Below are 21,281 nucleotides of genomic sequence, written 5' to 3'. Positions count from 1 at the left end.
CCAAATGTTGCAACCTAAGCGTACGAAGTTCCGCAAGCAGATGACAGGCCACAACCGTGGTCTGGCTCAGCGCGGTAGCAAAGTCAGCTTCGGCGAGTTCGCGCTGAAGTCTGTAGCTCGTGGTCGTCTCACCGCTCGTCAGATCGAGTCAGCGCGTCGTGCTCTGACCCGTCACGTTAAACGTGGCGGCAAGATCTGGATCCGTGTATTCCCGGACAAGCCGATCTCCAAAAAACCTCTCGAGGTTCGGATGGGTAAAGGTAAGGGTAACGTGGAATACTGGGTAGCCCAGATTCAGCCAGGCAAAGTCCTGTATGAAATCGAGGGTGTTTCTGAAGAGCTGGCGCGTGAGGCTTTCGCCCTGGCTGCTGCAAAGCTGCCGCTCGCCACCTCCTTTGTTAAACGGACGGTGATGTGATGAAAGCGAATGAACTTCGTGAAAAATCCGCACAGCAGCTGAACGAGCAACTGCTCGGCCTGCTGCGCGACCAGTTCAATCTGCGTATGCAGAAAGCAACTGGCCAGTTGGGGCAGTCTCATCTGCTCTCGCAAGTTAAGCGTGACATCGCTCGCGTGAAGACTGTGCTCAACCAGCAGGCAGGTAAGTGATCATGGCTGAAGCCGAAAAGACTGTCCGTACGCTGACTGGCCGTGTTGTCAGCGACAAGATGGACAAAACCATCACCGTTCTGATCGAGCGTCGCGTTAAGCACCCGATCTACGGTAAATATGTTAAGCGTTCGACTAAGCTGCACGCGCACGACGAAACCAATCAGTGCCACATCGGCGACAAAGTCACTATTCGTGAAACTCGTCCGCTGGCCAAGACCAAGTCTTGGGCACTGGTTGATGTTCTCGAACGCGCTGTGGAAGTCTAAGGACTAGGGGTCGGAGAAATTATATGATTCAGACTCAATCCATGCTCGATGTGGCCGATAACAGCGGCGCTCGCCGTGTTATGTGCATCAAGGTGCTGGGTGGCTCCCATCGTCGTTACGCTGGTATCGGTGACATCATCAAAGTTACCGTGAAGGAAGCAATTCCTCGCGGTAAGGTGAAAAAAGGCCAAGTGATGACTGCTGTTGTAGTCCGCACTCGTCACGGCGTACGTCGTGCTGATGGCTCCATTATCCGCTTTGATGGCAACGCTGCTGTTCTTCTGAACAACAAGCAAGAGCCGATCGGCACCCGTATCTTTGGGCCAGTGACCCGTGAACTTCGTACTGAGAAGTTCATGAAGATCGTCTCGCTCGCCCCAGAAGTGCTGTAAGGAGATCCGACATGCAAAAGATTCGTCGTGACGACGAGATCATCGTGATCGCCGGCAAAGACAAAGGTAAGCGCGGTAAGGTGCTGAAGGTTCTCGCTGATGACCGTCTGGTCGTTGGTGGTCTGAACCTGGTCAAGCGTCATACCAAGCCTAACCCGATGTCGGGCGTACAGGGCGGTATCGTCGAGAAAGAAGCGCCACTGCACGCTTCTAACGTCGCCATCTTCAACGGCGAAACCAACAAGGCTGACCGCGTTGGTTTCAAAGTAGAAGACGGTAAGAAAATTCGTGTCTTCAAGTCGACCCAAAAAGCGGTTGATGCTTGAACACTGCTAGGTAGATAAGACCATGGCACGACTACAAGAGATTTACCGGAAGGAAATCGCCCCTAAGCTTAAGGAAGAACTTAAGCTTGGGAACGTGATGGAAGTTCCGCGCGTTACCAAAATCACCCTGAACATGGGTCTGGGCGAAGCGATCGGCGACAAAAAAGTCATCGAGCACGCTGTTGCTGACCTGGAAAAGATCACCGGCCAGAAAGTCGTTGTGACCTACGCTCGCAAATCCATCGCTGGCTTTAAAGTCCGTGAAGGTTGGCCGATCGGCGTCAAAGTGACCCTGCGCCGTGAGCGTATGTATGAATTCCTGGATCGTCTGCTGTCGATCTCCCTGCCTCGGGTTCGCGACTTCCGCGGCCTGAATGCCAAGTCCTTCGATGGTCGTGGTAACTACAGCATGGGCGTGAAAGAGCAGATCATCTTCCCGGAAATCGACTACGACAAGATCGATGCTCTCCGCGGTCTGGACATCACCCTGACCACCACTGCCAAGAACGATGATGAAGGTCGCGCCCTGTTGCGTGCTTTCAAATTCCCGTTCCGCAACTGATTGGAGTAGGACCATGGCCAAGATGAGCATGAAAAACCGCGAGCTGAAGCGTCAGCTCACGGTTGCCAAGTACGCCAAGAAGCGTGCAGCACTGAAAGCAATCATCGTTGATCTGAACGCAAGTCCAGAAGCACGTTGGGAAGCTACAGTTGCTCTGCAGAAGCAGCCACGTGACGCAAGCGCTTCGCGCATGCGTAACCGCTGCCGCCTGACCGGTCGTCCACACGGCGTTTACCGCAAGTTCGGCCTTGGCCGTAACAAACTGCGTGAAGCGGCAATGCGTGGTGACGTACCAGGTCTGGTTAAAGCCAGCTGGTAAGTACTTTCAACGTCCTGGCGGCCTGAATCGCAAGATACTGACCGCCGGTGACCTTGAATCTGGAACAAGCCCCTTTTGGGGCTTGTTTCATTTCCGGAGTGTGTCTAAAATACGCGGCTCGCCTGAGCCCGTGTTTTTTACCCGGAGATTCTCGGCGACATATGTAGCCGCAAGGCTAATTTTTTTGTATTAGGAGCGTCTAGCCCATGAGTATGCAGGACCCGTTAGCGGACATGCTAACTCGTATCCGTAATGCCCAGATGGCTGAAAAGTCCGTCGTAAGCATGCCATCTTCCAAGTTGAAGGTAGCTGTTGCCAAAGTCCTGAAAGACGAAGGCTACATTGCGGGTTATCAGATCAGCAGCGATGTAAAAGCACTGCTGTCCATCGAGCTGAAGTACTTCGAAGGCCGTTCGGTCATCGAGGAAGTGAAGCGCGTTAGCCGTCCAGGCCTGCGTCAGTACAAGTCCGCTGAAGATCTGCCGAAAGTTCGTGGCGGTCTGGGCGTGTCTATCGTCTCCACCAACAAAGGTGTGATGACGGATCGTGCTGCGCGCGCTGCCGGTGTCGGCGGCGAAGTTCTTTGCACTGTGTTCTAAGGGGGGATAAGCATGTCTCGCGTCGCTAAGAACCCCGTTAAGCTGCCAGCCGGTGTCGAAGTCAAATTCGCAGGCCAACAGCTTTCGGTGAAGGGTGCCAAGGGCACTCTTGAACTGAACATCCATTCGTCTGTTGAGATCGTTGAAGAAGCTGGTGAGCTGCGTTTCGCTGCTCGCAATGGCGATCAACAAACTCGCGCAATGGCCGGTACCACGCGTGCGTTGGTAAACAACATGGTCCAAGGCGTAAGCCAAGGCTTCGAGCGTAAGCTCCAGCTGGTCGGTGTTGGTTACAAAGCGCAAGCAAAAGGCACGGTTTTGAACCTGGCCCTTGGCTTCTCGCACCCTGTGGATTACGAACTGCCAGCGGGCATCACTGCTGAGACCCCTAGCCAGACCGATATCCTGATCAAGGGCATCGATAAGCAGCTGGTAGGTCAAGTGGCCGCTGAGATCCGCGACTTCCGTCCACCAGAGCCGTACAAAGGCAAAGGTGTGCGCTACGCGGACGAAGTCGTCCGTCGTAAAGAAGCCAAGAAGAAGTAGGGCATAGCAAATGACCGACAAAAAAGTTACTCGACTGCGTCGCGCTCGCAAAGCACGCCTGAAAATGCACGAACTCGAAGTCGTGCGTCTCTGCGTGTTCCGCTCGTCGCAGCACATCTACGCCCAGGTCATCTCGGCCGACGGCAACAAAGTCCTGGCAAGCGCCTCGACTTTGGATAAAGAACTGCGTGATGGTGCCACTGGCAACATCGACGCGGCCACAAAGGTTGGCCAGCTGGTCGCTACGCGTGCTAAGGCCGCTGGCGTCTCGCAAGTGGCTTTCGACCGCTCTGGCTTCAAGTACCACGGTCGCGTGAAAGCGCTGGCTGATGCTGCTCGTGAAGCTGGGCTGGAGTTCTAAGTTATGTCAAATAACGACCAAAAGCGCGACGAAGGCTACATTGAGAAGCTGGTTCAAGTTAACCGCGTAGCCAAAACCGTTAAAGGCGGCCGTATCTTCACCTTCACCGCGTTGACCGTGGTAGGTGATGGTAAAGGCCGTGTTGGCTTCGGCCGTGGCAAGTCACGTGAAGTGCCTGCTGCGATCCAGAAGGCAATGGAAGCTGCTCGTCGCAACATGATCCAAGTTGATCTGAACGGCACCACGCTGCAGTACGCAATGAAGTCCGCCCATGGCGCTTCGAAGGTGTACATGCAGCCTGCTTCTGAAGGTACCGGTATCATCGCTGGCGGCGCTATGCGTGCTGTCCTCGAAGTTGCTGGCGTTCAGAACGTTCTGGCCAAGTGCTACGGCTCGACTAACCCGGTAAACGTGGTTCACGCCACTTTCAAAGGTTTGAAAGCTATGCAATCTCCTGAGTCCATCGCTGCCAAGCGTGGTCTGACTGTCAAGGAGATCTTCTGATCATGGCTACCGTTAAAGTAACGCTGATCAAAAGCATGACCGGCCGCATCCCTAACCACAAACTGTGTGTTAAAGGTCTGGGTCTGCGTCGCATCGGTCACACTGTAGAAGTCCTGGATACTCCCGAGAATCGCGGGATGATCAACAAGGCTTACTACATGCTGCGTGTAGAGGGTTAATCGATGAAACTCAATGATCTGAGTCCAGCGCCGGGTTCCCGTCGCGAAAAGCATCGTCCGGGCCGTGGTATCGGTAGCGGTTTGGGTAAGACTGGTGGTCGTGGCCACAAAGGTCAAACCTCCCGCTCCGGTGGCACCATCGCTCCAGGCTTTGAAGGCGGTCAACAGCCGCTGCATCGTCGCCTGCCTAAGTTCGGTTTCGTATCCCTGAAAGCCATGGACCGCGCAGAAGTGCGTCTGTCCGAGCTGGCTAAAGTGGAAGGCGACATCGTTACTGTGCAGACCCTGAAAGATGCCAACGTGATCAACGTCAACGTACAGCGTGTGAAAATCATGCTGTCCGGTGAAGTGACTCGCGCTGTCACTATCGGCAAGGGAATCGGCGCCACCAAAGGTGCGCGTTCGGCTATCGAAGCAGCTGGCGGCAAGTTCGAGGAATAAATGGCTAAGCAAGGTGCTCTCTCAGCGCTCGGCAAAGGCGGTATGTCTGAACTTTGGGCTCGTCTGCGTTTTCTGTTCCTGGCGATTATCGTCTACCGAATAGGCGCACACATCCCGGTTCCAGGTATCAACCCGGACCGACTCGCAGACCTGTTTCGACAGAATGAGGGGACCATTCTTAGCTTGTTCAACATGTTTTCCGGCGGCGCGCTGGAACGGATGAGCATCTTTGCACTGGGGATCATGCCGTACATTTCGGCATCGATCATCATGCAACTGATGACCGCCGTCAGCCCGCAGCTGGAGCAGTTGAAGAAGGAAGGTGAAGCTGGCCGTCGCAAGATTAGCCAGTACACCCGCTACGGCACTGTCGTCCTCGCCCTCGTCCAAGCTATCGGCATGTCCGTTGGCCTGGCTGGGCAGGGCGTTGCGTTCACTGGTGACTTTGGCTTCCATTTCGTCGCGGTATCCACATTTGTGGCTGGTGCGATGTTCATGATGTGGCTGGGTGAGCAGATTACTGAACGTGGTGTTGGTAACGGTATCTCGATGTTGATTTTCGCAGGTATCGTCGCCGGTCTTCCGAGAGCGATTGGGCAGTCTTTCGAGTCTGCACGTCAGGGTGATATCAACATTTTCGCCCTGGTTGCCATCGGTTTGCTGGCAGTAGCGATTATCGGTTTTGTGGTGTTCATTGAGCGTGGTCAGCGTCGTATTGCTGTTCACTACGCCAAGCGTCAGCAGGGCCGTAAGGTCTTCGCTGCGCAGACCAGCCACTTGCCGCTGAAAGTGAATATGGCCGGTGTTATTCCGGCAATTTTCGCGAGCAGCATTTTGCTGTTTCCGGCTTCGTTGGGTACCTGGTTTGGTCAGTCCGAAAATATGGGCTGGCTGCAGGACCTCTCTCAGTCGATCGCTCCTGGTCAGCCGTTGAATATTCTGCTGTTTAGTGCAGGGATTATTTTCTTCTGCTTCTTCTATACGGCGTTGATGTTCAATCCGAAAGACGTAGCGGAAAACCTGAAGAAGTCCGGTGCCTTTATTCCGGGCATCCGTCCAGGTGAGCAGTCGGCACGCTACATTGATGGCGTTCTGACTCGTTTGACCCTGTTCGGTGCTCTATATATGACGGCCGTGTGCTTGTTGCCCCAGTTCCTGGTGGTTGCAGCAAACGTTCCGTTCTACCTTGGCGGGACCTCGTTGCTGATCGTGGTCGTGGTTGTGATGGACTTCATGTCCCAAGTACAATCGCACCTCGTTTCGCACCAGTACGAATCCCTGATGAAGAAAGCCAACCTGAAGGGCTACGGCAGCGGCATGTTGCGCTGAGTACCCCATAAGGTTCGAGGAGTTGGTGATGAAAGTTCGTGCATCGGTGAAAAAGCTGTGCCGTAACTGCAAGATTATTCGCCGCGAAGGTGTTGTTCGAGTAATTTGCAGCGCGGAACCGCGTCACAAACAGCGCCAAGGCTGAGTGTGATCCGCTTGAAGCCCGGCAGCTAGTGCGCTGCCGGGTTGATTATTTGTTATTACAGCGATATTATCTCGCGCCCTATTTCTTGGCTTCCGGGGCGTAGGTAGCTGTCAATTGGAGTCCCACTGAATGGCCCGTATTGCAGGCGTTAACATTCCAGATAACAAGCACACTGTTATCTCGCTGACCTACATCTATGGTGTTGGTCGCACTACTGCGCAGAAAATTTGCGCAGTTGCTGGGGTAAACCCAGCCGCAAAGATCAAGGATCTGAGCGACGAGCAGATTGAACAGCTGCGTGGCGAAGTGGCGAAGTTCACCACTGAAGGTGACCTGCGTCGCGAAATCAACATGAAAATCAAGCGTTTGATGGACCTCGGTTGCTATCGCGGTCTGCGTCATCGTCGTGGTCTTCCAGTACGCGGTCAGCGTACCAAGACTAACGCGCGTACCCGTAAAGGTCCGCGTAAGCCGATCCGCAAGTAATCGCCCCAGCGAATCGACAGGAAAATTATCATGGCAAAACCTGCTGCTCGTCCTCGTAAAAAAGTTAAAAAGACAGTGGTTGATGGCATCGCCCACATCCATGCTTCTTTTAACAACACAATCGTGACCATCACCGACCGTCAAGGTAACGCGCTTTCTTGGGCTACCTCCGGTGGTTCGGGTTTCCGCGGTTCCCGCAAGTCCACCCCGTTTGCTGCTCAAGTAGCTGCTGAACGTGCTGGTCAAGCTGCGCTGGAATACGGCCTGAAAAACCTCGACGTTAACGTCAAGGGTCCAGGTCCAGGTCGTGAGTCTGCTGTCCGTGCTTTGAACGGCTGTGGCTATAAGATCGCCAGCATCACCGACGTGACGCCAATCCCGCACAACGGGTGCCGTCCGCCGAAGAAGCGCCGCGTGTAATCCAGGAGATTGTAAAGAATGGCTCGTTACATTGGTCCAAAATGCAAACTCGCTCGTCGCGAAGGCACCGATCTCTTCCTGAAGAGCGGCGTGCGCGCGATCGAATCGAAGTGCAACATTGAAGCAGCACCTGGTATCCACGGCCAACGCCGCGGTCGCCAGTCCGATTACGGCACCCAACTGCGTGAAAAGCAGAAGGTCCGTCGTATCTACGGCGTTCTCGAGCGTCAGTTCAGCGGCTACTACAAAGAAGCTGCTGGCAAGAAAGGTGCAACCGGTGAAAACCTGCTGCAACTGCTCGAATGCCGTCTGGACAACGTTGTATACCGTATGGGCTTTGGTTCGACTCGTGCCGAATCCCGTCAGCTGGTATCGCACAAGTCGATCAGCGTTAACGGTCAGACCGTAAACGTCCCGTCCTACCAGGTTCGTGCTGGTGACGTGGTCGCAGTTCGCGAGAAAGCAAAAAACCAACTTCGCATTGTCCAAGCTCTCGATCTGTGTGCCCAACGTGGCCGCGTAGAATGGGTAGAAGTAGACACTGAGAAGAAGTCGGGCGTTTTCAAGAACGTTCCTGCTCGCAGTGATCTGTCCGCCGACATCAACGAAAGCCTGATTGTCGAGCTCTACTCCAAGTAAGGGCTAGAAAATAGGTGCATCCATGCAGATTTCGGTAAATGAGTTCCTGACACCCCGCCACATTGATGTGCAGGTTGTCAGTCCAACCCGCGCCAAAATTACTCTCGAGCCTCTCGAGCGTGGTTTTGGCCACACCCTGGGCAACGCGCTGCGCCGCATCCTGTTGTCCTCAATGCCCGGCTGTGCAGTAGTCGAGGCCGAGATTGACGGTGTGCTCCACGAGTACAGCGCCATCGAAGGTGTACAGGAAGACGTAATTGAAATCCTGTTGAACCTTAAAGGTCTGGCTATCAAGCTGCACGGCCGTGACGAAGTTACGCTGACCTTGTCGAAGAAGGGTTCGGGGGTGGTTACCGCTGCCGATATTCAGCTGGATCATGATGTCGAGATCGTTAACCCCGATCACGTAATCGCTAACCTGGCGTCTAACGGCGCCCTGAACATGAAGCTCACCGTAGCTCGTGGTCGTGGTTATGAACCGGCCGACTCGCGTCAGAGCGATGAAGACGAAAGCCGCAGCATTGGTCGCTTGCAGCTTGACTCTTCGTTCAGCCCGGTTCGCCGTATCGCATACGTGGTGGAAAACGCCCGTGTCGAGCAGCGTACTAACCTGGACAAGCTGGTTATTGATCTGGAAACCAACGGTACTCTGGATCCTGAAGAGGCTATCCGCCGCGCTGCAACCATCCTGCAACAGCAGTTGGCTGCGTTCGTCGACCTCAAAGGTGACAGCGAACCAGTGGTAATCGAGCAGGAAGACGAGATCGATCCGATCCTGCTTCGCCCGGTTGACGATCTGGAACTGACTGTACGTTCGGCTAACTGCCTTAAGGCGGAAAACATTTACTACATCGGCGACCTGATTCAGCGTACCGAAGTAGAACTGTTGAAGACTCCGAACCTGGGCAAGAAATCCTTGACTGAAATCAAGGACGTTCTGGCCTCCCGCGGTCTGTCCCTCGGCATGCGCCTCGACAACTGGCCGCCTGCAAGTCTTAAGAAGGACGACAAGGCGACTGCCTGATCGTCGTAATCACCGAACGTGAGTTTGGTAAGGAATGAACCATGCGTCATCGTAAAAGTGGTCGTCACCTGAGCCGTACCAGCTCGCACCGCAAGGCCATGTTTCAAAACATGGCGGTGTCGCTGTTCGAGCACGAGCTGATCAAAACTACACTGCCGAAAGCTAAAGAACTGCGTCGCGTTGCTGAGCCGCTGATCACTTTGGCCAAGACAGACAGCCTGGCTAACCGCCGTCTGGCTTTCGACCGTACTCGTTCGAAAGCTATCGTTGGTAAGCTCTTCAACGACCTGGGCAAGCGTTACGCTACCCGTGAGGGTGGCTACCTGCGCATCCTCAAGTGCGGTTTCCGCGCTGGCGACAACGCGCCTATGGCGTACGTCGAGTTGGTTGATCGTGCTACTGCCGGCGAAGCTGTAAGCGCCGAGTAAGACGACAAGCTGTAACGAAGAACCGGGCCTAGTGCCCGGTTTTTTGTGCCCGTGATCAAAGCGTGCTCGATACAAGCTTCCGAGGGTTGTGCTTGGCACTATAGGGTTGGAGTGTTCGTTAGAAATTATCTATCGATGCCTACAATTTAATGAATTTGTAGGCGTCATGTTGATGATCAATACTCCTTCCAAGCCGATTAGCCGGCAGTTCCAAGTCCGACCTGAGGGAAATTGAGCATGAGCCAGAATAAAATCCTTACCACCGCCAGCGGCGCCCCCGTTGCGGACAACCAGAATTCACGTTCCGCCGGCCCACGCGGCCCGTTGCTGCTCGACGATTTTCATCTGATCGAGAAGCTCGCTCACTTCAACCGTGAAAATATCCCTGAGCGCCGTGTGCACGCCAAGGGTTCTGGTGCCTACGGCACTTTCACGGTCACCCAAGACATTACGCAGTACACCAGCGCCAAGCTGTTCGAGTCGGTGGGCAAGCAAACTCCTACTTTCCTGCGGTTTTCCACCGTAGGCGGTGAGCGCGGTTCGGCTGATACCGAGCGCGACCCACGCGGTTTCGCCTTGAAGTTCTACACCGAAGAAGGCAATTGGGACATCGTGGGTAACAACACCCCGGTGTTCTTCATTCGCGATCCGTTGAAGTTCCCGGACTTCATCCACACGCAGAAGCGCTTGCCGCAAAGCAACCTGAAAAGCGCACAAATGATGTGGGATTTCTGGTCGCACTCTCCAGAGGCGCTGCACCAGGTCACCATCCTGTTTTCGGACCGTGGCATCCCTGATGGCTACCGTCACATGCACGGCTTCGGCAGTCACACCTACAGCCTGATTAACACCAAGGGCGAGCGTCACTGGGTCAAGTGGCACTACAAGACCAAGCAGGGCATCAAGAACCTGGCGCCGGCTGAAGCTGCTCGCCTGGCTGGTACTGACCCTGATTACGCCCAGCGCGATCTGTTTGGCGCGATCGAGCGAGGTGACTTCCCGAAATGGCGCGTCTGCATCCAGATCATGACCGAGGCCCAGGCCAACGCTCATTACGAGAACCCTTTCGATGTGACCAAAACCTGGTCGCAGAAGGAATTCCCGCTGATCGAAGTCGGTGAGCTGGAGCTGAACCGTAACCCGCAGAACTACTTTGCTGAAGTCGAGCAAGCCGCATTCGGCCCAAGCAACATGGTTCCAGGCGTCGGCCTGTCGCCAGACCGCATGCTGCAAGGTCGTGTGTTCGCGTACGCCGATGCCCACCGCTATCGCGTTGGCACCAATCACCAGCAACTGCCGGTGAATGCCCCGCGTAACCAGGTGAATAGCTACCAGCGTGATGGTTCGATGGCCTTCGGTAGCAACGGCGGCGCAGCGCCTAACTACGAGCCAAACAGCTACGCCGATGCGCCGAAGCAAGCACCTCAGTATGCGGAGCCGGCACTGGCCCTTAGCGGCGCGGCTGACCGTTACGATCACCGTGAAGACTCCGATTACTACAGCCACGCCGGTGCGCTGTTCCGCCTGATGAACGATGAGCAGAAAGCTTTGCTCACCAACAACATCGCCGGCGCGATGGGTGGCGTTTCCAGTGATGTGGTTCAACGTCAACTGCAGCACTTCTACAAGGCCGATCCGGCTTATGGAGAAGCAATCGCAAAGGCGCTGGGTGTATCGCTTAACTGACTCTAAACGATAAGCAGAACCGCCCTCATTTGGGCGGTTTTTGCGTTATTTCAGCTACTTTTCTCCGAAAAACATCACTTTTCTGCCGTTGATCCCGTGACCTTCAAGTCATCATGGTTCAAACTACAGACTTTCAAGCAGGGAGATGTAGGGCGATGCAAGGTCACCCCGACGTAATCGATTACCTCAACACGTTGCTGACGGGCGAACTGGCTGCTCGTGACCAATATTTCATCCATTCGCGCATGTACGAAGACTGGGGCTTTACCGAGCTCTACGAACGTATCAACCACGAGATGGAAGAAGAGGCACAGCACGCCGACGCACTGATGCGCCGTATTCTCATGCTCGAAGGCACGCCGCGTATGCGTCCGGATGACCTGGATGTGGGCACCACAGTTCCTGACATGCTCGCTGCCGACCTGCGCCTCGAGTACAAGGTCCGTGCCGCGCTCTGCAAGGGCATCGAGCTCTGTGAGCAGCACAGCGACTTCGTCACCCGTGAAATCCTGCGGGTGCAGTTGAACGACACAGAAGAAGATCACACCTACTGGCTGGAAAAGCAGTTGGGCCTGATCAAGCTGATTGGTCTGGAAAACTACCTGCAATCGCAGTTCTGATTCCCGGCTACAAAAAAGCCCCTGTCACCGTAAAGTGACAGGGGCTTTTCATTGGGCCCGAAAAAGTCAGGCCCGGTCGCGTTCCAGCAATGGTTTCAAGTAGTAACCGGTGTGCGACTGCGGCATTTCGGAAACCTGCTCCGGCGTGCCCACGGCAATGATCTGGCCACCTTTGGAGCCGCCTTCCGGCCCAAGGTCCACCAGCCAATCGGCCGTCTTGATCACGTCAAGGTTGTGCTCGATCACCACCACGGTGTTGCCGTGGTCGCGCAGGCGGTGCAGCACGTCCAGCAGCTGCTGGATATCCGCGAAGTGCAGGCCGGTGGTCGGCTCATCGAGGATGTACAGAGTCTTGCCGGTGTCGCGCTTGGACAGCTCGCGAGACAACTTCACCCGCTGCGCCTCACCCCCCGACAGCGTAGTCGCTGACTGGCCCAGTTTGATGTAGGACAAGCCCACGTCCATCAGTGTTTGCAGCTTGCGCGCCAACGCCGGGACCGCGTCGAAGAACACCCGTGCTTCCTCGATGGTCATCTCCAGGGTTTCGTGGATGCTCTTGCCCTTGTATTTGATCTCCAGGGTTTCGCGGTTGTAGCGCTTGCTCTTGCACACATCGCACGGCACGTAGATGTCCGGGAGAAAGTGCATTTCAACCTTGATCAAGCCATCGCCCTGGCACGCTTCACAGCGCCCGCCCTTGACGTTGAACGAGAACCGGCCTGGCCCGTAACCCCGTGAGCGGGATTCCGGAACCCCGGCAAACAGTTCACGAATAGGCGTAAACAAACCGGTGTAGGTTGCCGGGTTGGAGCGTGGCGTCCGGCCAATCGGGCTCTGGTCGATATCGACCACTTTATCCAGGTGTTCCAGGCCCTTGATGCTGTCGTGCGCCGCTGCTTCCAAGGTGGTCGCGCCGTTCAGGGCGGTGGCACTCAAAGGGAACAACGTGTTGTTGATCAGCGTCGATTTACCCGAGCCGGAAACACCGGTCACACAGGTCAGCAAGCCCAGTGGGATTTCCAGGTCGACATTGCGCAAGTTGTTACCGCGTGCGCCCTTGAGGTGCAGTGCCAGCTTCTTGTTACGCGGTGTGCGTTTGGCCGGCACTTCGATCTTCACACGGCCAGATAAGTACTTACCGGTCAGCGAATCCGGGTGCGCCATGACTTCAGCCGGCGTGCCTTCAGCGACAATATGCCCGCCATGCACGCCCGCGCCCGGGCCGATGTCGACCACATAATCCGCCAGGCGAATCGCATCTTCATCGTGTTCGACCACGATAACCGTGTTGCCGATATCCCGCAGGTGTTTCAACGTGCCCAGCAGGCGATCATTGTCGCGCTGGTGTAAGCCAATCGACGGCTCATCGAGGATGTACAACACACCCACAAGACCCGCACCAATCTGGCTGGCCAGGCGAATCCGCTGGGCTTCACCGCCGGACAGGGTATCGGCGCTGCGATCCAGCGACAGGTAATCCAGGCCCACGTTGACCAGGAACTGCAATCGCTCGCGAATTTCCTTGAGGATCTTGTCGGCGATCTCCCCACGGCGCCCGGTCAGCTTGAGCACACCAAAGTACTCGCAGGCATCCCCGATCGGCAGGTTGGTCACCGCCGGCAAGGTCTTCTCGCCCACCCACACATGCCGCGCCTCACGACGCAGGCGAGTACCGCGGCAATCCGGGCAAGGCTGGGTGCTGAGGAATTTCGCCAGCTCTTCACGCACGCTGGCCGATTCGGTCTCGCGGTAGCGGCGCTCCAGGTTTGGCACAATGCCTTCGAACGGGTGGGAGCGCTTGACGATGTCGCCACGGTCGTTCAGGTATTTGAAGTCGACGTTCTGCGAACCGCTGCCGTGCAGGATGACCTTCTGCTGATCGGCCGGCAGCTGGTTGAACGGTACTTCCAGGCTGAACTTGTAGTGCGACGCCAACGACCCGAGCATCTGGAAGTAGTACACATTGCGCCGGTCCCAGCCGCGTATCGCGCCCTCCGCCAGCGTCAGGTCGCCATTGACCAGGCGCTTGATATCGAAGAACTGCTTCACGCCCAGGCCATCGCAAGTCGGGCAGGCGCCGGCGGGGTTGTTGAAGGAAAACAGCTTGGGTTCTAGCTCGCTGATGGCGTGGCCGCAAATCGGGCAAGCAAAGCGCGCGGAGAAGATGATCTCTTCGCCCGGCTCGTCGTCCATCGGTGCAACCAAGGCGATACCGTCGGCCAGCTTCAACGCGGTTTCGAAGGATTCCGCCAGGCGTTGTTGCAGGTCGGCGCGCACCTTGAAGCGGTCGACGACCACGTCAATCGAGTGCTTCTTCTGCTTGTCGAGCTTCGGCGCTTCGTCCAGCTCATAGAGCTTGCCGTTGATGCGCGCGCGCACAAAACCCTGGGCCCGCAGCTCTTCGAAGACGGAAAGGTGTTCACCCTTGCGCTCGCGGATCACCGGCGCCAGCAGCATCAGCTTGGCCCCTTCCGGCTGGGCCAGCACCAGGTCGACCATCTGGCTGACGGTCTGGGCTTCCAGGGGAATGTCGTGGTCCGGGCAACGCGGAATACCCACACGTGCGTACAGCAGGCGCAGGTAGTCGTAGATTTCGGTGATGGTGCCCACGGTGGAGCGCGGGTTATGGGAGGTCGACTTCTGCTCGATGGAGATTGCCGGCGACAGGCCTTCAATGGTGTCGACGTCGGGTTTTTCCATCATCGACAGGAACTGCCGAGCATAGGCCGACAGCGACTCCACATAGCGACGCTGGCCTTCGGCATACAGCGTGTCGAACGCCAGGGACGATTTGCCGGACCCGGACAAGCCGGTGATGACGATCAGTTTGTCCCGGGGCAGGGTCAGGTCGATGTTCTTCAGGTTGTGGGTTCTAGCCCCACGAATCAGGATCTTGTCCAAGATGGCCTCGCACGGCGGGCGTAAATAATGCCGGAGTATACGGCTAAAGACTGGATGAATATACACTGTCAAAAGGCCGCTTGCAGCCTTAGATGAAAGCTGCGCGGCAAACCGCCGCATATACCCTCTCAATCGATGGGACTGGTAGAATCGCCGCCGGTTCACACGAGGTTTTTCCATGCACGATCCCCACAGCGAACGCATGAGTAGCGGCGAGACCCGAGCGGCAAGCGGTCTGGCCCTGGTGTTCGCCTTCCGTATGCTGGGCATGTTTATGGTGTTGCCGGTGTTGGCGACCTATGGAATGGATCTCGCAGGCGCGACCCCCGCATTGATTGGCCTGGCTATTGGCGCCTACGGCCTGACCCAGGCGATTTTCCAGATTCCCTTCGGGATCATTTCCGACCGTATTGGCCGCCGCCCGGTCATCTACCTCGGGCTGATCGTATTCGCCCTCGGCAGTGTGCTCGCGGCTCAATCCGATTCCATCTGGGGCGTGATTGCCGGACGTATCCTACAAGGCGCCGGAGCGATTTCCGCGGCGGTAATGGCCTTGCTGTCGGACCTGACCCGCGAACAACACCGCACCAAGGCCATGGCCATGATCGGCATGACTATCGGCCTGTCGTTTGCCGTGGCCATGGTGGTCGGTCCCTTGCTGACCCGTGCGTTCGGCTTGCATGGACTGTTCCTCGCCACCGGCGGCATGGCGCTGTTCGGCATCGTGATCGTGGCCTTCATGGTGCCGCGCTCCACCGGCACATTGCAGCATCGCGAGTCGGGCGTCGCACGCAAGGCGCTCTTGCCGACGCTCAAGCATCCGGATCTGCTGCGCCTGGATTTAGGTATCTTCGTATTACACGCGATGCTGATGTGCAGCTTCGTCGCCTTGCCCCTGGCCTTGGTGGAAAAAGCCGGCCTGCCCAAGGAACAACACTGGTGGGTCTACCTCACTGCGCTGTTGATTTCGTTCTTCGCCATGATCCCGTTCATCATCTATGGCGAGAAAAAACGCAAAATGAAACGAATCCTGCTCGGCGCCGTCACGACGCTGATGCTCACTGAGCTATTCTTCTGGCAGTTCGGCGACAGCCTGCGGGCGCTGGTAATCGGCACGGTGGTGTTTTTCACCGCGTTCAACCTGCTGGAGGCTTCATTGCCTTCGCTGATCAGTAAAGTTTCACCGGCCGGCGGCAAGGGCACGGCGATGGGGGTGTATTCCACCAGCCAGTTCCTCGGTTCTGCACTGGGCGGCATCATGGGGGGCTGGATGTTCCAGCATGGCGGTTTGTCGGTTGTCTTCCTCGGATGCGCCGGGCTGGCTGCACTTTGGCTGGCCTTTGCTGTTACCATGCGCGAACCTCCCTACGTCACAAGTCTGCGTTTGCCGCTATCGCCTGAGGCGATCCGCGAAAGCGGTCTGGTAGAGCGCCTCAAGGCAGTCGTAGGGGTAACAGATGCAGTCGTGGTCGCGGAAGAGGCGGCCATTTACATCAAATTGGACACCGAATTATTGGATCGCGCGACGCTCGAGCAACTGGTCAACCCAGTGCCGACAGCGCGCCCAGCCTAGGAGAACGTTATGGCCCGTGGGGTTAACAAAGTCATATTGGTCGGTACGTGCGGTCAGGATCCCGAAGTTCGCTACTTGCCTAACGGTAACGCCGTGACCAACCTGAGTCTGGCGACCAGCGAACAGTGGACCGACAAGCAGACTGGCCAGAAGGTCGAGAAAACCGAATGGCACCGCGTGTCGATGTTCGGCAAGGTGGCCGAGATCGCCGGTGAGTACCTGCGCAAAGGTTCGCAGGTCTACATCGAAGGCAAGCTGCAGACCCGCGAGTGGGAAAAAGACGGCATCAAGCGTTACACCACCGAAATCGTGGTCGACATGCAAGGCACCATGCAACTGCTGGGCGGCCGTCCACAGGGCGATCAACAGGGCCAGGGCGGCATGTCCAACTCGGCACCGCGTCCACAGCAGTCCCGTCCACAGCCAAGCCAGCAGCCACAGCGTGAGTCGCGTCCAGCGCCCCAACAGGCTGCTCCGCAACCGGCTGCGGATTTCGACAGCTTTGATGACGATATCCCGTTCTAGGATACGGCTCCAAGTTGTTGAGTGTTTCCCGAAAAGCCCCTGAGCCTCGCTCCAGGGGCTTTTTGTTGACCCCCGCACGCGCACGCGCGCCAAACATTCATGGACGAACCTGTGTCTAACCGCCTTCTCTCATGCCTATTGAGCACCGTTCTACTCACCGGCTGCACTGCACTCCAGGCCAGCCCGAAGCCCGCCGCTTCCCTCGCTGATGACAAAAGCCAGATTATCGGCCTCTGGGCCATGCAGGCGTTGAACGAAGGGCAAACGACGGTGGCTGACTTCAGGCCCGACGGCCAACTGGTGCTGCACGCATTCGATTGCGTAAAGGCCAGCCAGAGTCCGCCCGATGTGATGGGCTATTCCGTGACGGACGATGGTCAGGTGATCAACATGATATTGCCGTCCAAAACCCTCGAACTGAAGGTGCTGGTCTTCTCCCCTGAGTTCATGCAGTTCACCAGCCGGACCGATGGGATGACGATCAGGTACGACTTTGAAAAAGTCGACACGATAGACTCAGTCTGCGAACGCTACCCGGCGCTCAAGGCTGAACAGGCCCGCATCAGACCCTACGCGGCCAGCGATTTCGTGGCCGCCCCAGCCATTCCCGAACATCCGGGCATGGAGCGCTACGCCGGCACATGGGGCTCCGACAATGTATTGATGGTCACCATCGCACGGGATGCCAGCGGTGGCTTTTACCTGAGCACACCCAGCGACCAGAACTGGCATTACCTTTATAACGACGTCCGCTGGGTGGGCGATGTGCTGCACTTCCAGCGTTACACCTATTCGGACAATGAAGCGATGTTCCGCTCTCCCAAACACCGGCTGCAGACCCCGACCAGCCTTGAGCCGATGCCCAATGGCCGCCTGCGTGAGGATTTCATCCTCAATGGCGATCCCTACATGAGCACGCTGACACGGATGAAATAACGCGGCGCTCCAGGGGTGATCAGGCGTCCGCAACGGCCGCCGTCACCACCATATCCTTGAACCGGCGTAACACCGCCGAACCGTCATCGATCCGCGTCGCCAAATGCAGCGGTGCCACCAGGCTGCGGCACTCCGTCAATTCCCGATACACGATGCCGTCCCCGCGCAACCGCTGCATCGACGCCGGCACGATGGACACGCCAAGTCCCGCCGCCACCAGGCTCAATGTTGCGGTCATGCGTGGGGCTTCCTGCACCACTTGCGGGCTGAACCCAGCTTCGCGGCACGCCACCAGGATCGCGTCATACAACCCCAGCCCCACGCGCCGGCGATAAAGCACGAAAGATTCGGTCGCCAGTGCCTTCAAGGGCAGGGGAGAGCCTGCATCAAGCGCCAGCGGGTGATCGGTGGGCAGCGCCAGCAGCATCGGCTCCACCAGGATGGGTTCGTCTTGCAGCGACTGTGTCCCGCTGAGAGGCGAGCGGATAAACGCCGCGTCGAGTTTTTCGTGTACCAATGCGTCCAGCAACTCGCCGGTGCCGGCTTCCTCTAGCACGACTGTTACGCCGACAAAGGTTTCGCGAAACAGCCGCAGCACACTCGGTACAAAAGGATGCAAGGCAGCCGAACTCGTAAAGCCGATGGCCAGCCGGCCACGTTCGCCGCGTGCGGCACGGCGGACTACATCCGCGACGCCTTCAGCCTGTGCGAGGATTTCCCGCGCCTCATCCAGCAACGCGAGCCCGGCGGTGGTGGGGCGAACGCCACGGGGCAGGCGCTCCATCAACACCACGCCCAATTCGGCCTCAAGGCTTTGCAACATCCGCGTCAACGGTGGCTGCTGCATGCCCAGGCGTTCGGCTGCGCGGGTGATATAGCCTTCTTCTGCGATGGCAACGAAGGCCTTGAGTTGGCGAAGCTCCAGCATAGGAATACTTTTGAGGTATGGGAGGGCTTCAATCCTGGCATTTGTTCTCATGGCTCACAAGATTTAGGCTGTGGCCAACCTCAAAAAGAAGGAAAGCCGTGATGACCTGGTCAGCCAAGCAATACACGATGTTCGAACAGCAGCGCACCCGTCCCGTCCGTGACCTGGTCGCGGCCATTGCGAATACCGAGGTGCGCAACGCCGTCGACCTGGGCTGCGGCCCCGGCAACTCCACCGAAGTGCTGGCCGAGCGCTTCCCGCAGGCACATGTCACCGGCATGGACAGCTCCGATGACATGTTGGTGGACGCCCGCAAACGGCTGCCGGCGCTGAACTTTGAACTGGCGGATATCGGTGACTGGAAACCTGCACAAACCTTCGATGTGATCCTGGCCAATGCATCCCTGCAGTGGTTGCCGGATCACGCCACGCTTTATCCGCACCTGGTCCAACAACTGACGCCGGGTGGCACGCTGGCGGTGCAAACCCCGGACAATCTCGATGAGCCCGCCCACCGGCTTGCCCGCGAAGTCGCGGCAGAGGGGCCGTGGGCGGGCAAGATCGCTGCGGTCAAACATAACGAACGCCACACGGCGAGCTACTACTACGAACTGCTGAGCAAACATTGCAGCACCGTCGATGTGTGGCGCACCACCTATCAGCACCCGTTGGCGGATCACGCGGCGGTGGTGGAGTGGTTCAAGGCGTCGGCGCTGAGGCCGTTCCTCGCGCCTTTGACCGACAGCGAAAAAGCCGCTTTCCTACAGGAATACCAGGCGCGAATTATCAAGGCCTATCCCGCATTGGCTGATGGCACGGTGTTGCTGCCGTTTCCGCGCCTGTTCATCATCGCGACTCGCTAACGCCTAAAAGCCAAGTGGCGGTCAAGCCGCCGCTTGTGCCTTCAAGTACTCATCCGCCGACACTACACCCGCATACCCAAACGCCAGCGAGGCCATGTACGCCCCGTGAACTTGAGCCGCTGGAATCACCTGCCCATTGAATTCCAGGTCCCGCGTGGCACACGCGTCATGAATCACCGTGACCTTGTAGCCCAGATCCGCCGCCGCCCGCACCACAGCGTCGATACACATATGGCTCATGCTGCCGACCACCACCAGGTCGGTAATGCTGCGTTGTTCCAGCAGTTCGCGCAGCCGGGTTTCGCGAAACGCATTCACAAAGTGTTTAAGCACCACCGGCTCATTGCCTTCGTTCAGCACTTTGGAATGCAGATGTGCCCCCTCGGAACCTGGCGTGAAGAACGGCGCGTCCTCGGAGGTGAACTCATGGCGAACATGAATCACCGCGTCACCCGCCTGGCGAAACGCCTGCAGCACTTGCGCGGCCTTGTCTGCCGCGGCGTCGACGCCGTCGAGTGGCCACTTGCCCTGAGGGAAGTAGTCGTTCTGGATATCGATTAGGATGAGCGCTTGCTTGGCCATGTGTGTTGCCTCGTGATGGGTTGATGGGCCCAGTATCTTAGCTGGCGCCTGCACCGGGGATTGGCTGCACCGACAATAACAGGGGGAAAACTGACAATGGTGGTCGTCGAGCTGGGCGTGTTGATCTACCAAGGTGCGCAGTTGGCGGCCGTGCATGGCTTGACCGACCTGTTCGGCGTGGCCAACCGCATCGCCGCCGAGCATCAGTCCGCGCAATTGCCGTTGCTGCGGGTCAGCCATTGGCAGATGGATCTTACCGGCAAACCGGCGCGCGTATTCAGCAGCCATCCTGGCTCCGAGCAACCGATGATGGCTGTGCTGGTGCCACCGTCGATTGGTGAGTTTACCGAGGAGCAGGCGCCCCCCGCGCTATTGGAGTGGATTCGCCAGCAACACGCTGCAGGTACTGTGCTGGGCGGTGTATGCATTGGCTCGATCATGCTGGCGCGCAGCGGGTTGCTCGACGGACGCAGTGCCACAACGCATTGGTCTTCCGCCAAATCCTTCGCCGCCCGTTACCCGGCGGTGCGCCTGGAGGCGGATAAACCCATTGTTGATGACGGCGACTTGATCACCACCGCCGGCCTGATGGCCTGGTCCGAACTCGGCCTGCGCCTGGTCGACCGCCTGATGGGCCCGAGCATCGCGGCCGATACCGCGCGTTTCCTGGTGATCGAGCACAGTGACAGCGCCAGCCAATGCGGCAGTAACTTCGCGCCGATTCTCGGCCACGGCGACGCGGCCATTCTCAAGGTTCAGCACGGGTTGCAGGCCAGCGGCGCGGTGGATGTATCCCTGGCGGCGATGGCTCGGGAAGCCGGTTTGGAAGAGCGCACCTTCCTACGGCGCTTTCGCACCGCCACCGGTTTGAAGCCCACCGAGTACTGTCAGCATTTGCGGGTGGGCAAGGCACGGCAGATGCTCGAATTCACTAACGGCACCATCGACCATATCGCCTGGACCGTCGGCTACCAGGACCCGAGTGCCTTTCGCGCCATCTTCAAGAAGATCACCGGACTGACGCCCAGCGATTATCGCAGCCGATTCGGCGTGTGAATCGTGCAGAACGCCGCCGCATTAACGGGTGGT

30 protein-coding genes are annotated in these 21,281 nt (G+C 57.5%); 27 read left to right on the top strand and 3 right to left on the bottom strand.

The genetic code is table 11. From position 1 onward, the window contains the following. The first annotated feature begins 4 nt into the window (after nt 1-4). The 22 genes from rplP to bfr all read left to right on the top strand — a co-directional run bounded on the left by rplP (nt 5) and on the right by bfr (nt 11,884). Nucleotides 5-418 carry a 50S ribosomal protein L16 gene (gene rplP / locus ACP7BX_RS22355; protein WP_003176421.1) on the top strand — a complete coding sequence of 138 codons (414 nt, stop codon included), beginning with the start codon at nt 5-7 and terminating at the stop codon, nt 416-418. Continuing rightward, nucleotides 418-609 (top strand): 50S ribosomal protein L29, encoded by a 192-nt coding sequence (gene rpmC / locus ACP7BX_RS22350; protein ID WP_002555481.1) that lies wholly within the window; start codon nt 418-420, stop codon nt 607-609. The genes rplP and rpmC overlap by 1 nt, the downstream gene beginning before the upstream one ends. Before the next feature lie 2 nt (nt 610-611). Continuing rightward, nucleotides 612-878, top strand: a complete 267-nt coding sequence (gene rpsQ / locus ACP7BX_RS22345; RefSeq protein WP_003176419.1) for a 30S ribosomal protein S17 — start codon at nt 612-614, stop codon at nt 876-878. 23 nt (nt 879-901) lie between these two features. Then, nucleotides 902-1,270, top strand: a complete 369-nt coding sequence (gene rplN, locus ACP7BX_RS22340) for a 50S ribosomal protein L14 (RefSeq protein ID WP_002555479.1) — start codon at nt 902-904, stop codon at nt 1,268-1,270. A gap of 11 nt (nt 1,271-1,281) precedes the next feature. Beyond that, nucleotides 1,282-1,596: a 50S ribosomal protein L24 gene (rplX, locus tag ACP7BX_RS22335; RefSeq protein ID WP_007896770.1), complete on the top strand. Its 315-nt coding sequence runs from the start codon at nt 1,282-1,284 to the stop codon at nt 1,594-1,596. Between the two features lie 22 nt (nt 1,597-1,618). After that, nucleotides 1,619-2,158 carry a 50S ribosomal protein L5 gene (gene rplE, locus ACP7BX_RS22330; protein ID WP_003194642.1) on the top strand — a complete coding sequence of 180 codons (540 nt, stop codon included), beginning with the start codon at nt 1,619-1,621 and terminating at the stop codon, nt 2,156-2,158. A 13-nt stretch (nt 2,159-2,171) separates the two neighbouring features. Next, on the top strand, nt 2,172-2,477 hold the full coding sequence (rpsN, locus tag ACP7BX_RS22325; protein WP_003176414.1) for a 30S ribosomal protein S14: 306 nt from the start codon (nt 2,172-2,174) through the stop codon (nt 2,475-2,477). Nucleotides 2,478-2,683: 206 nt separating this feature from the next. Beyond that, the gene (rpsH, locus tag ACP7BX_RS22320; protein WP_010206883.1) at nt 2,684-3,076 is read left to right on the top strand and encodes a 30S ribosomal protein S8; all 393 of its coding nucleotides are present in this window, start codon (nt 2,684-2,686) and stop codon (nt 3,074-3,076) included. A 12-nt stretch (nt 3,077-3,088) separates the two neighbouring features. Then, nucleotides 3,089-3,622 (top strand): 50S ribosomal protein L6, encoded by a 534-nt coding sequence (rplF, locus tag ACP7BX_RS22315; protein WP_003194640.1) that lies wholly within the window; start codon nt 3,089-3,091, stop codon nt 3,620-3,622. A gap of 10 nt (nt 3,623-3,632) precedes the next feature. Next, nucleotides 3,633-3,983, top strand: coding sequence for a 50S ribosomal protein L18 (gene rplR / locus ACP7BX_RS22310; RefSeq protein ID WP_003186037.1), 351 nt, complete (start codon nt 3,633-3,635; stop codon nt 3,981-3,983). Between the two features lie 3 nt (nt 3,984-3,986). After that, a complete protein-coding gene (gene rpsE, locus ACP7BX_RS22305) occupies nt 3,987-4,487 on the top strand; it encodes a 30S ribosomal protein S5 (RefSeq protein WP_003176409.1) in 501 nt (166 codons plus the stop codon). A gap of 2 nt (nt 4,488-4,489) precedes the next feature. After that, nucleotides 4,490-4,666 carry a 50S ribosomal protein L30 gene (rpmD, locus tag ACP7BX_RS22300; protein ID WP_003186033.1) on the top strand — a complete coding sequence of 59 codons (177 nt, stop codon included), beginning with the start codon at nt 4,490-4,492 and terminating at the stop codon, nt 4,664-4,666. 3 nt (nt 4,667-4,669) lie between these two features. Further along, nucleotides 4,670-5,107 carry a 50S ribosomal protein L15 gene (rplO, locus tag ACP7BX_RS22295; RefSeq protein WP_003176407.1) on the top strand — a complete coding sequence of 146 codons (438 nt, stop codon included), beginning with the start codon at nt 4,670-4,672 and terminating at the stop codon, nt 5,105-5,107. Then, nucleotides 5,108-6,436, top strand: a complete 1,329-nt coding sequence (secY, locus tag ACP7BX_RS22290; RefSeq protein ID WP_003194637.1) for a preprotein translocase subunit SecY — start codon at nt 5,108-5,110, stop codon at nt 6,434-6,436. It abuts the gene before it with no gap. Nucleotides 6,437-6,464: 28 nt separating this feature from the next. Continuing rightward, nucleotides 6,465-6,581 (top strand): 50S ribosomal protein L36, encoded by a 117-nt coding sequence (gene rpmJ, locus ACP7BX_RS22285; RefSeq protein WP_002555468.1) that lies wholly within the window; start codon nt 6,465-6,467, stop codon nt 6,579-6,581. Between the two features lie 129 nt (nt 6,582-6,710). Continuing rightward, on the top strand, nt 6,711-7,067 hold the full coding sequence (gene rpsM / locus ACP7BX_RS22280; protein WP_003194635.1) for a 30S ribosomal protein S13: 357 nt from the start codon (nt 6,711-6,713) through the stop codon (nt 7,065-7,067). Between the two features lie 30 nt (nt 7,068-7,097). Beyond that, a complete protein-coding gene (gene rpsK / locus ACP7BX_RS22275) occupies nt 7,098-7,487 on the top strand; it encodes a 30S ribosomal protein S11 (RefSeq protein ID WP_002555466.1) in 390 nt (129 codons plus the stop codon). An 18-nt stretch (nt 7,488-7,505) separates the two neighbouring features. Further along, nucleotides 7,506-8,126: a 30S ribosomal protein S4 gene (rpsD, locus tag ACP7BX_RS22270; protein ID WP_003176404.1), complete on the top strand. Its 621-nt coding sequence runs from the start codon at nt 7,506-7,508 to the stop codon at nt 8,124-8,126. A gap of 22 nt (nt 8,127-8,148) precedes the next feature. Beyond that, the gene (locus ACP7BX_RS22265) at nt 8,149-9,150 is read left to right on the top strand and encodes a DNA-directed RNA polymerase subunit alpha (RefSeq protein WP_003176403.1); all 1,002 of its coding nucleotides are present in this window, start codon (nt 8,149-8,151) and stop codon (nt 9,148-9,150) included. Between the two features lie 41 nt (nt 9,151-9,191). Next, nucleotides 9,192-9,578: a 50S ribosomal protein L17 gene (gene rplQ / locus ACP7BX_RS22260; RefSeq protein ID WP_003176402.1), complete on the top strand. Its 387-nt coding sequence runs from the start codon at nt 9,192-9,194 to the stop codon at nt 9,576-9,578. Between the two features lie 237 nt (nt 9,579-9,815). Next, nucleotides 9,816-11,264: a catalase gene (locus tag ACP7BX_RS22255; protein WP_426131775.1), complete on the top strand. Its 1,449-nt coding sequence runs from the start codon at nt 9,816-9,818 to the stop codon at nt 11,262-11,264. Between the two features lie 155 nt (nt 11,265-11,419). After that, the gene (gene bfr, locus ACP7BX_RS22250) at nt 11,420-11,884 is read left to right on the top strand and encodes a bacterioferritin (RefSeq protein ID WP_033900044.1); all 465 of its coding nucleotides are present in this window, start codon (nt 11,420-11,422) and stop codon (nt 11,882-11,884) included. Between the two features lie 66 nt (nt 11,885-11,950). Here bfr and uvrA read toward each other — a convergent pair whose 3' ends face one another. Further along, the gene (uvrA, locus tag ACP7BX_RS22245) at nt 11,951-14,785 is read right to left on the bottom strand and encodes an excinuclease ABC subunit UvrA (RefSeq protein WP_033900046.1); all 2,835 of its coding nucleotides are present in this window, start codon (nt 14,783-14,785) and stop codon (nt 11,951-11,953) included. Between the two features lie 178 nt (nt 14,786-14,963). On the opposite strand from uvrA, the gene ACP7BX_RS22240 reads away from it, so the two are divergent. The 3 genes from ACP7BX_RS22240 (at nt 14,964) to ACP7BX_RS22230 (ending at nt 17,819) form a co-directional block, all read left to right on the top strand. After that, complete coding sequence (locus ACP7BX_RS22240; protein ID WP_010206876.1) at nt 14,964-16,358, top strand: MFS transporter; 1,395 nt, start codon at nt 14,964-14,966, stop codon at nt 16,356-16,358. A gap of 9 nt (nt 16,359-16,367) precedes the next feature. Beyond that, a complete protein-coding gene (locus ACP7BX_RS22235) occupies nt 16,368-16,883 on the top strand; it encodes a single-stranded DNA-binding protein (protein ID WP_017849542.1) in 516 nt (171 codons plus the stop codon). Between the two features lie 111 nt (nt 16,884-16,994). Beyond that, nucleotides 16,995-17,819: a hypothetical protein gene (locus ACP7BX_RS22230; protein ID WP_314533591.1), complete on the top strand. Its 825-nt coding sequence runs from the start codon at nt 16,995-16,997 to the stop codon at nt 17,817-17,819. A gap of 19 nt (nt 17,820-17,838) precedes the next feature. On the opposite strand, the gene ACP7BX_RS22225 is transcribed toward ACP7BX_RS22230, so the two are convergent. Further along, a complete protein-coding gene (locus ACP7BX_RS22225; protein ID WP_314533590.1) occupies nt 17,839-18,747 on the bottom strand; it encodes a LysR family transcriptional regulator in 909 nt (302 codons plus the stop codon). Between the two features lie 101 nt (nt 18,748-18,848). Between ACP7BX_RS22225 and tam the strand changes: the two genes are divergently transcribed. Further along, complete coding sequence (tam, locus tag ACP7BX_RS22220; RefSeq protein WP_426131772.1) at nt 18,849-19,610, top strand: trans-aconitate 2-methyltransferase; 762 nt, start codon at nt 18,849-18,851, stop codon at nt 19,608-19,610. 21 nt (nt 19,611-19,631) lie between these two features. On the opposite strand, the gene ACP7BX_RS22215 is transcribed toward tam, so the two are convergent. Next, nucleotides 19,632-20,192, bottom strand: coding sequence for a cysteine hydrolase family protein (locus ACP7BX_RS22215; protein WP_033897983.1), 561 nt, complete (start codon nt 20,190-20,192; stop codon nt 19,632-19,634). 96 nt (nt 20,193-20,288) lie between these two features. Here ACP7BX_RS22215 and ACP7BX_RS22210 point away from each other — a divergent pair, with 96 nt between their 5' ends. After that, nucleotides 20,289-21,248, top strand: coding sequence for a GlxA family transcriptional regulator (locus ACP7BX_RS22210; protein WP_426131770.1), 960 nt, complete (start codon nt 20,289-20,291; stop codon nt 21,246-21,248). The last annotated feature ends 33 nt before the right edge of the window (nt 21,249-21,281 follow it).

The organism is Pseudomonas sp. DWP3-1-3b3, assembly GCF_049896305.1.
Classification (GTDB): Bacteria; Pseudomonadota; Gammaproteobacteria; order Pseudomonadales; family Pseudomonadaceae; genus Aquipseudomonas; species Aquipseudomonas azotoformans_A.
Note: the sequence above shows the minus strand (reverse complement) of the source record. Positions and strands in the feature narration are given on the sequence as shown.

Bases quoted from the DNA above. Each gene is read 5' to 3' on its own strand.
- rplQ (WP_003176402.1), top strand. From the start codon at position 9,192: ATGCGTCATCGTAAAAGTGGTCGTCACCTGAGCCGTACCAGCTCGCAC.
- rplR (WP_003186037.1), top strand. From the start codon at position 3,633: ATGACCGACAAAAAAGTTACTCGACTGCGTCGCGCTCGCAAAGCACGC.
- rpmC (WP_002555481.1), top strand. From the start codon at position 418: ATGAAAGCGAATGAACTTCGTGAAAAATCCGCACAGCAGCTGAACGAG.
- rpsE (WP_003176409.1), top strand. From the start codon at position 3,987: ATGTCAAATAACGACCAAAAGCGCGACGAAGGCTACATTGAGAAGCTG.
- bfr (WP_033900044.1), top strand. From the start codon at position 11,420: ATGCAAGGTCACCCCGACGTAATCGATTACCTCAACACGTTGCTGACG.
- rplX (WP_007896770.1), top strand. From the start codon at position 1,282: ATGCAAAAGATTCGTCGTGACGACGAGATCATCGTGATCGCCGGCAAA.
- rplN (WP_002555479.1), top strand. From the start codon at position 902: ATGATTCAGACTCAATCCATGCTCGATGTGGCCGATAACAGCGGCGCT.
- rplO (WP_003176407.1), top strand. From the start codon at position 4,670: ATGAAACTCAATGATCTGAGTCCAGCGCCGGGTTCCCGTCGCGAAAAG.
- rpmJ (WP_002555468.1), top strand. From the start codon at position 6,465: ATGAAAGTTCGTGCATCGGTGAAAAAGCTGTGCCGTAACTGCAAGATT.
- rpsD (WP_003176404.1), top strand. From the start codon at position 7,506: ATGGCTCGTTACATTGGTCCAAAATGCAAACTCGCTCGTCGCGAAGGC.
- rpsN (WP_003176414.1), top strand. From the start codon at position 2,172: ATGGCCAAGATGAGCATGAAAAACCGCGAGCTGAAGCGTCAGCTCACG.
- ACP7BX_RS22225 (WP_314533590.1), bottom strand. From the start codon at position 18,747: ATGCTGGAGCTTCGCCAACTCAAGGCCTTCGTTGCCATCGCAGAAGAA.
- rplF (WP_003194640.1), top strand. From the start codon at position 3,089: ATGTCTCGCGTCGCTAAGAACCCCGTTAAGCTGCCAGCCGGTGTCGAA.
- ACP7BX_RS22210 (WP_426131770.1), top strand. From the start codon at position 20,289: ATGGTGGTCGTCGAGCTGGGCGTGTTGATCTACCAAGGTGCGCAGTTG.
- ACP7BX_RS22265 (WP_003176403.1), top strand. From the start codon at position 8,149: ATGCAGATTTCGGTAAATGAGTTCCTGACACCCCGCCACATTGATGTG.
- ACP7BX_RS22235 (WP_017849542.1), top strand. From the start codon at position 16,368: ATGGCCCGTGGGGTTAACAAAGTCATATTGGTCGGTACGTGCGGTCAG.
- ACP7BX_RS22240 (WP_010206876.1), top strand. From the start codon at position 14,964: ATGCACGATCCCCACAGCGAACGCATGAGTAGCGGCGAGACCCGAGCG.
- secY (WP_003194637.1), top strand. From the start codon at position 5,108: ATGGCTAAGCAAGGTGCTCTCTCAGCGCTCGGCAAAGGCGGTATGTCT.
- ACP7BX_RS22255 (WP_426131775.1), top strand. From the start codon at position 9,816: ATGAGCCAGAATAAAATCCTTACCACCGCCAGCGGCGCCCCCGTTGCG.
- rpsM (WP_003194635.1), top strand. From the start codon at position 6,711: ATGGCCCGTATTGCAGGCGTTAACATTCCAGATAACAAGCACACTGTT.
- tam (WP_426131772.1), top strand. From the start codon at position 18,849: ATGACCTGGTCAGCCAAGCAATACACGATGTTCGAACAGCAGCGCACC.
- rpsK (WP_002555466.1), top strand. From the start codon at position 7,098: ATGGCAAAACCTGCTGCTCGTCCTCGTAAAAAAGTTAAAAAGACAGTG.
- ACP7BX_RS22215 (WP_033897983.1), bottom strand. From the start codon at position 20,192: ATGGCCAAGCAAGCGCTCATCCTAATCGATATCCAGAACGACTACTTC.
- rplP (WP_003176421.1), top strand. From the start codon at position 5: ATGTTGCAACCTAAGCGTACGAAGTTCCGCAAGCAGATGACAGGCCAC.
- rplE (WP_003194642.1), top strand. From the start codon at position 1,619: ATGGCACGACTACAAGAGATTTACCGGAAGGAAATCGCCCCTAAGCTT.
- rpsH (WP_010206883.1), top strand. From the start codon at position 2,684: ATGAGTATGCAGGACCCGTTAGCGGACATGCTAACTCGTATCCGTAAT.
- rpmD (WP_003186033.1), top strand. From the start codon at position 4,490: ATGGCTACCGTTAAAGTAACGCTGATCAAAAGCATGACCGGCCGCATC.
- rpsQ (WP_003176419.1), top strand. From the start codon at position 612: ATGGCTGAAGCCGAAAAGACTGTCCGTACGCTGACTGGCCGTGTTGTC.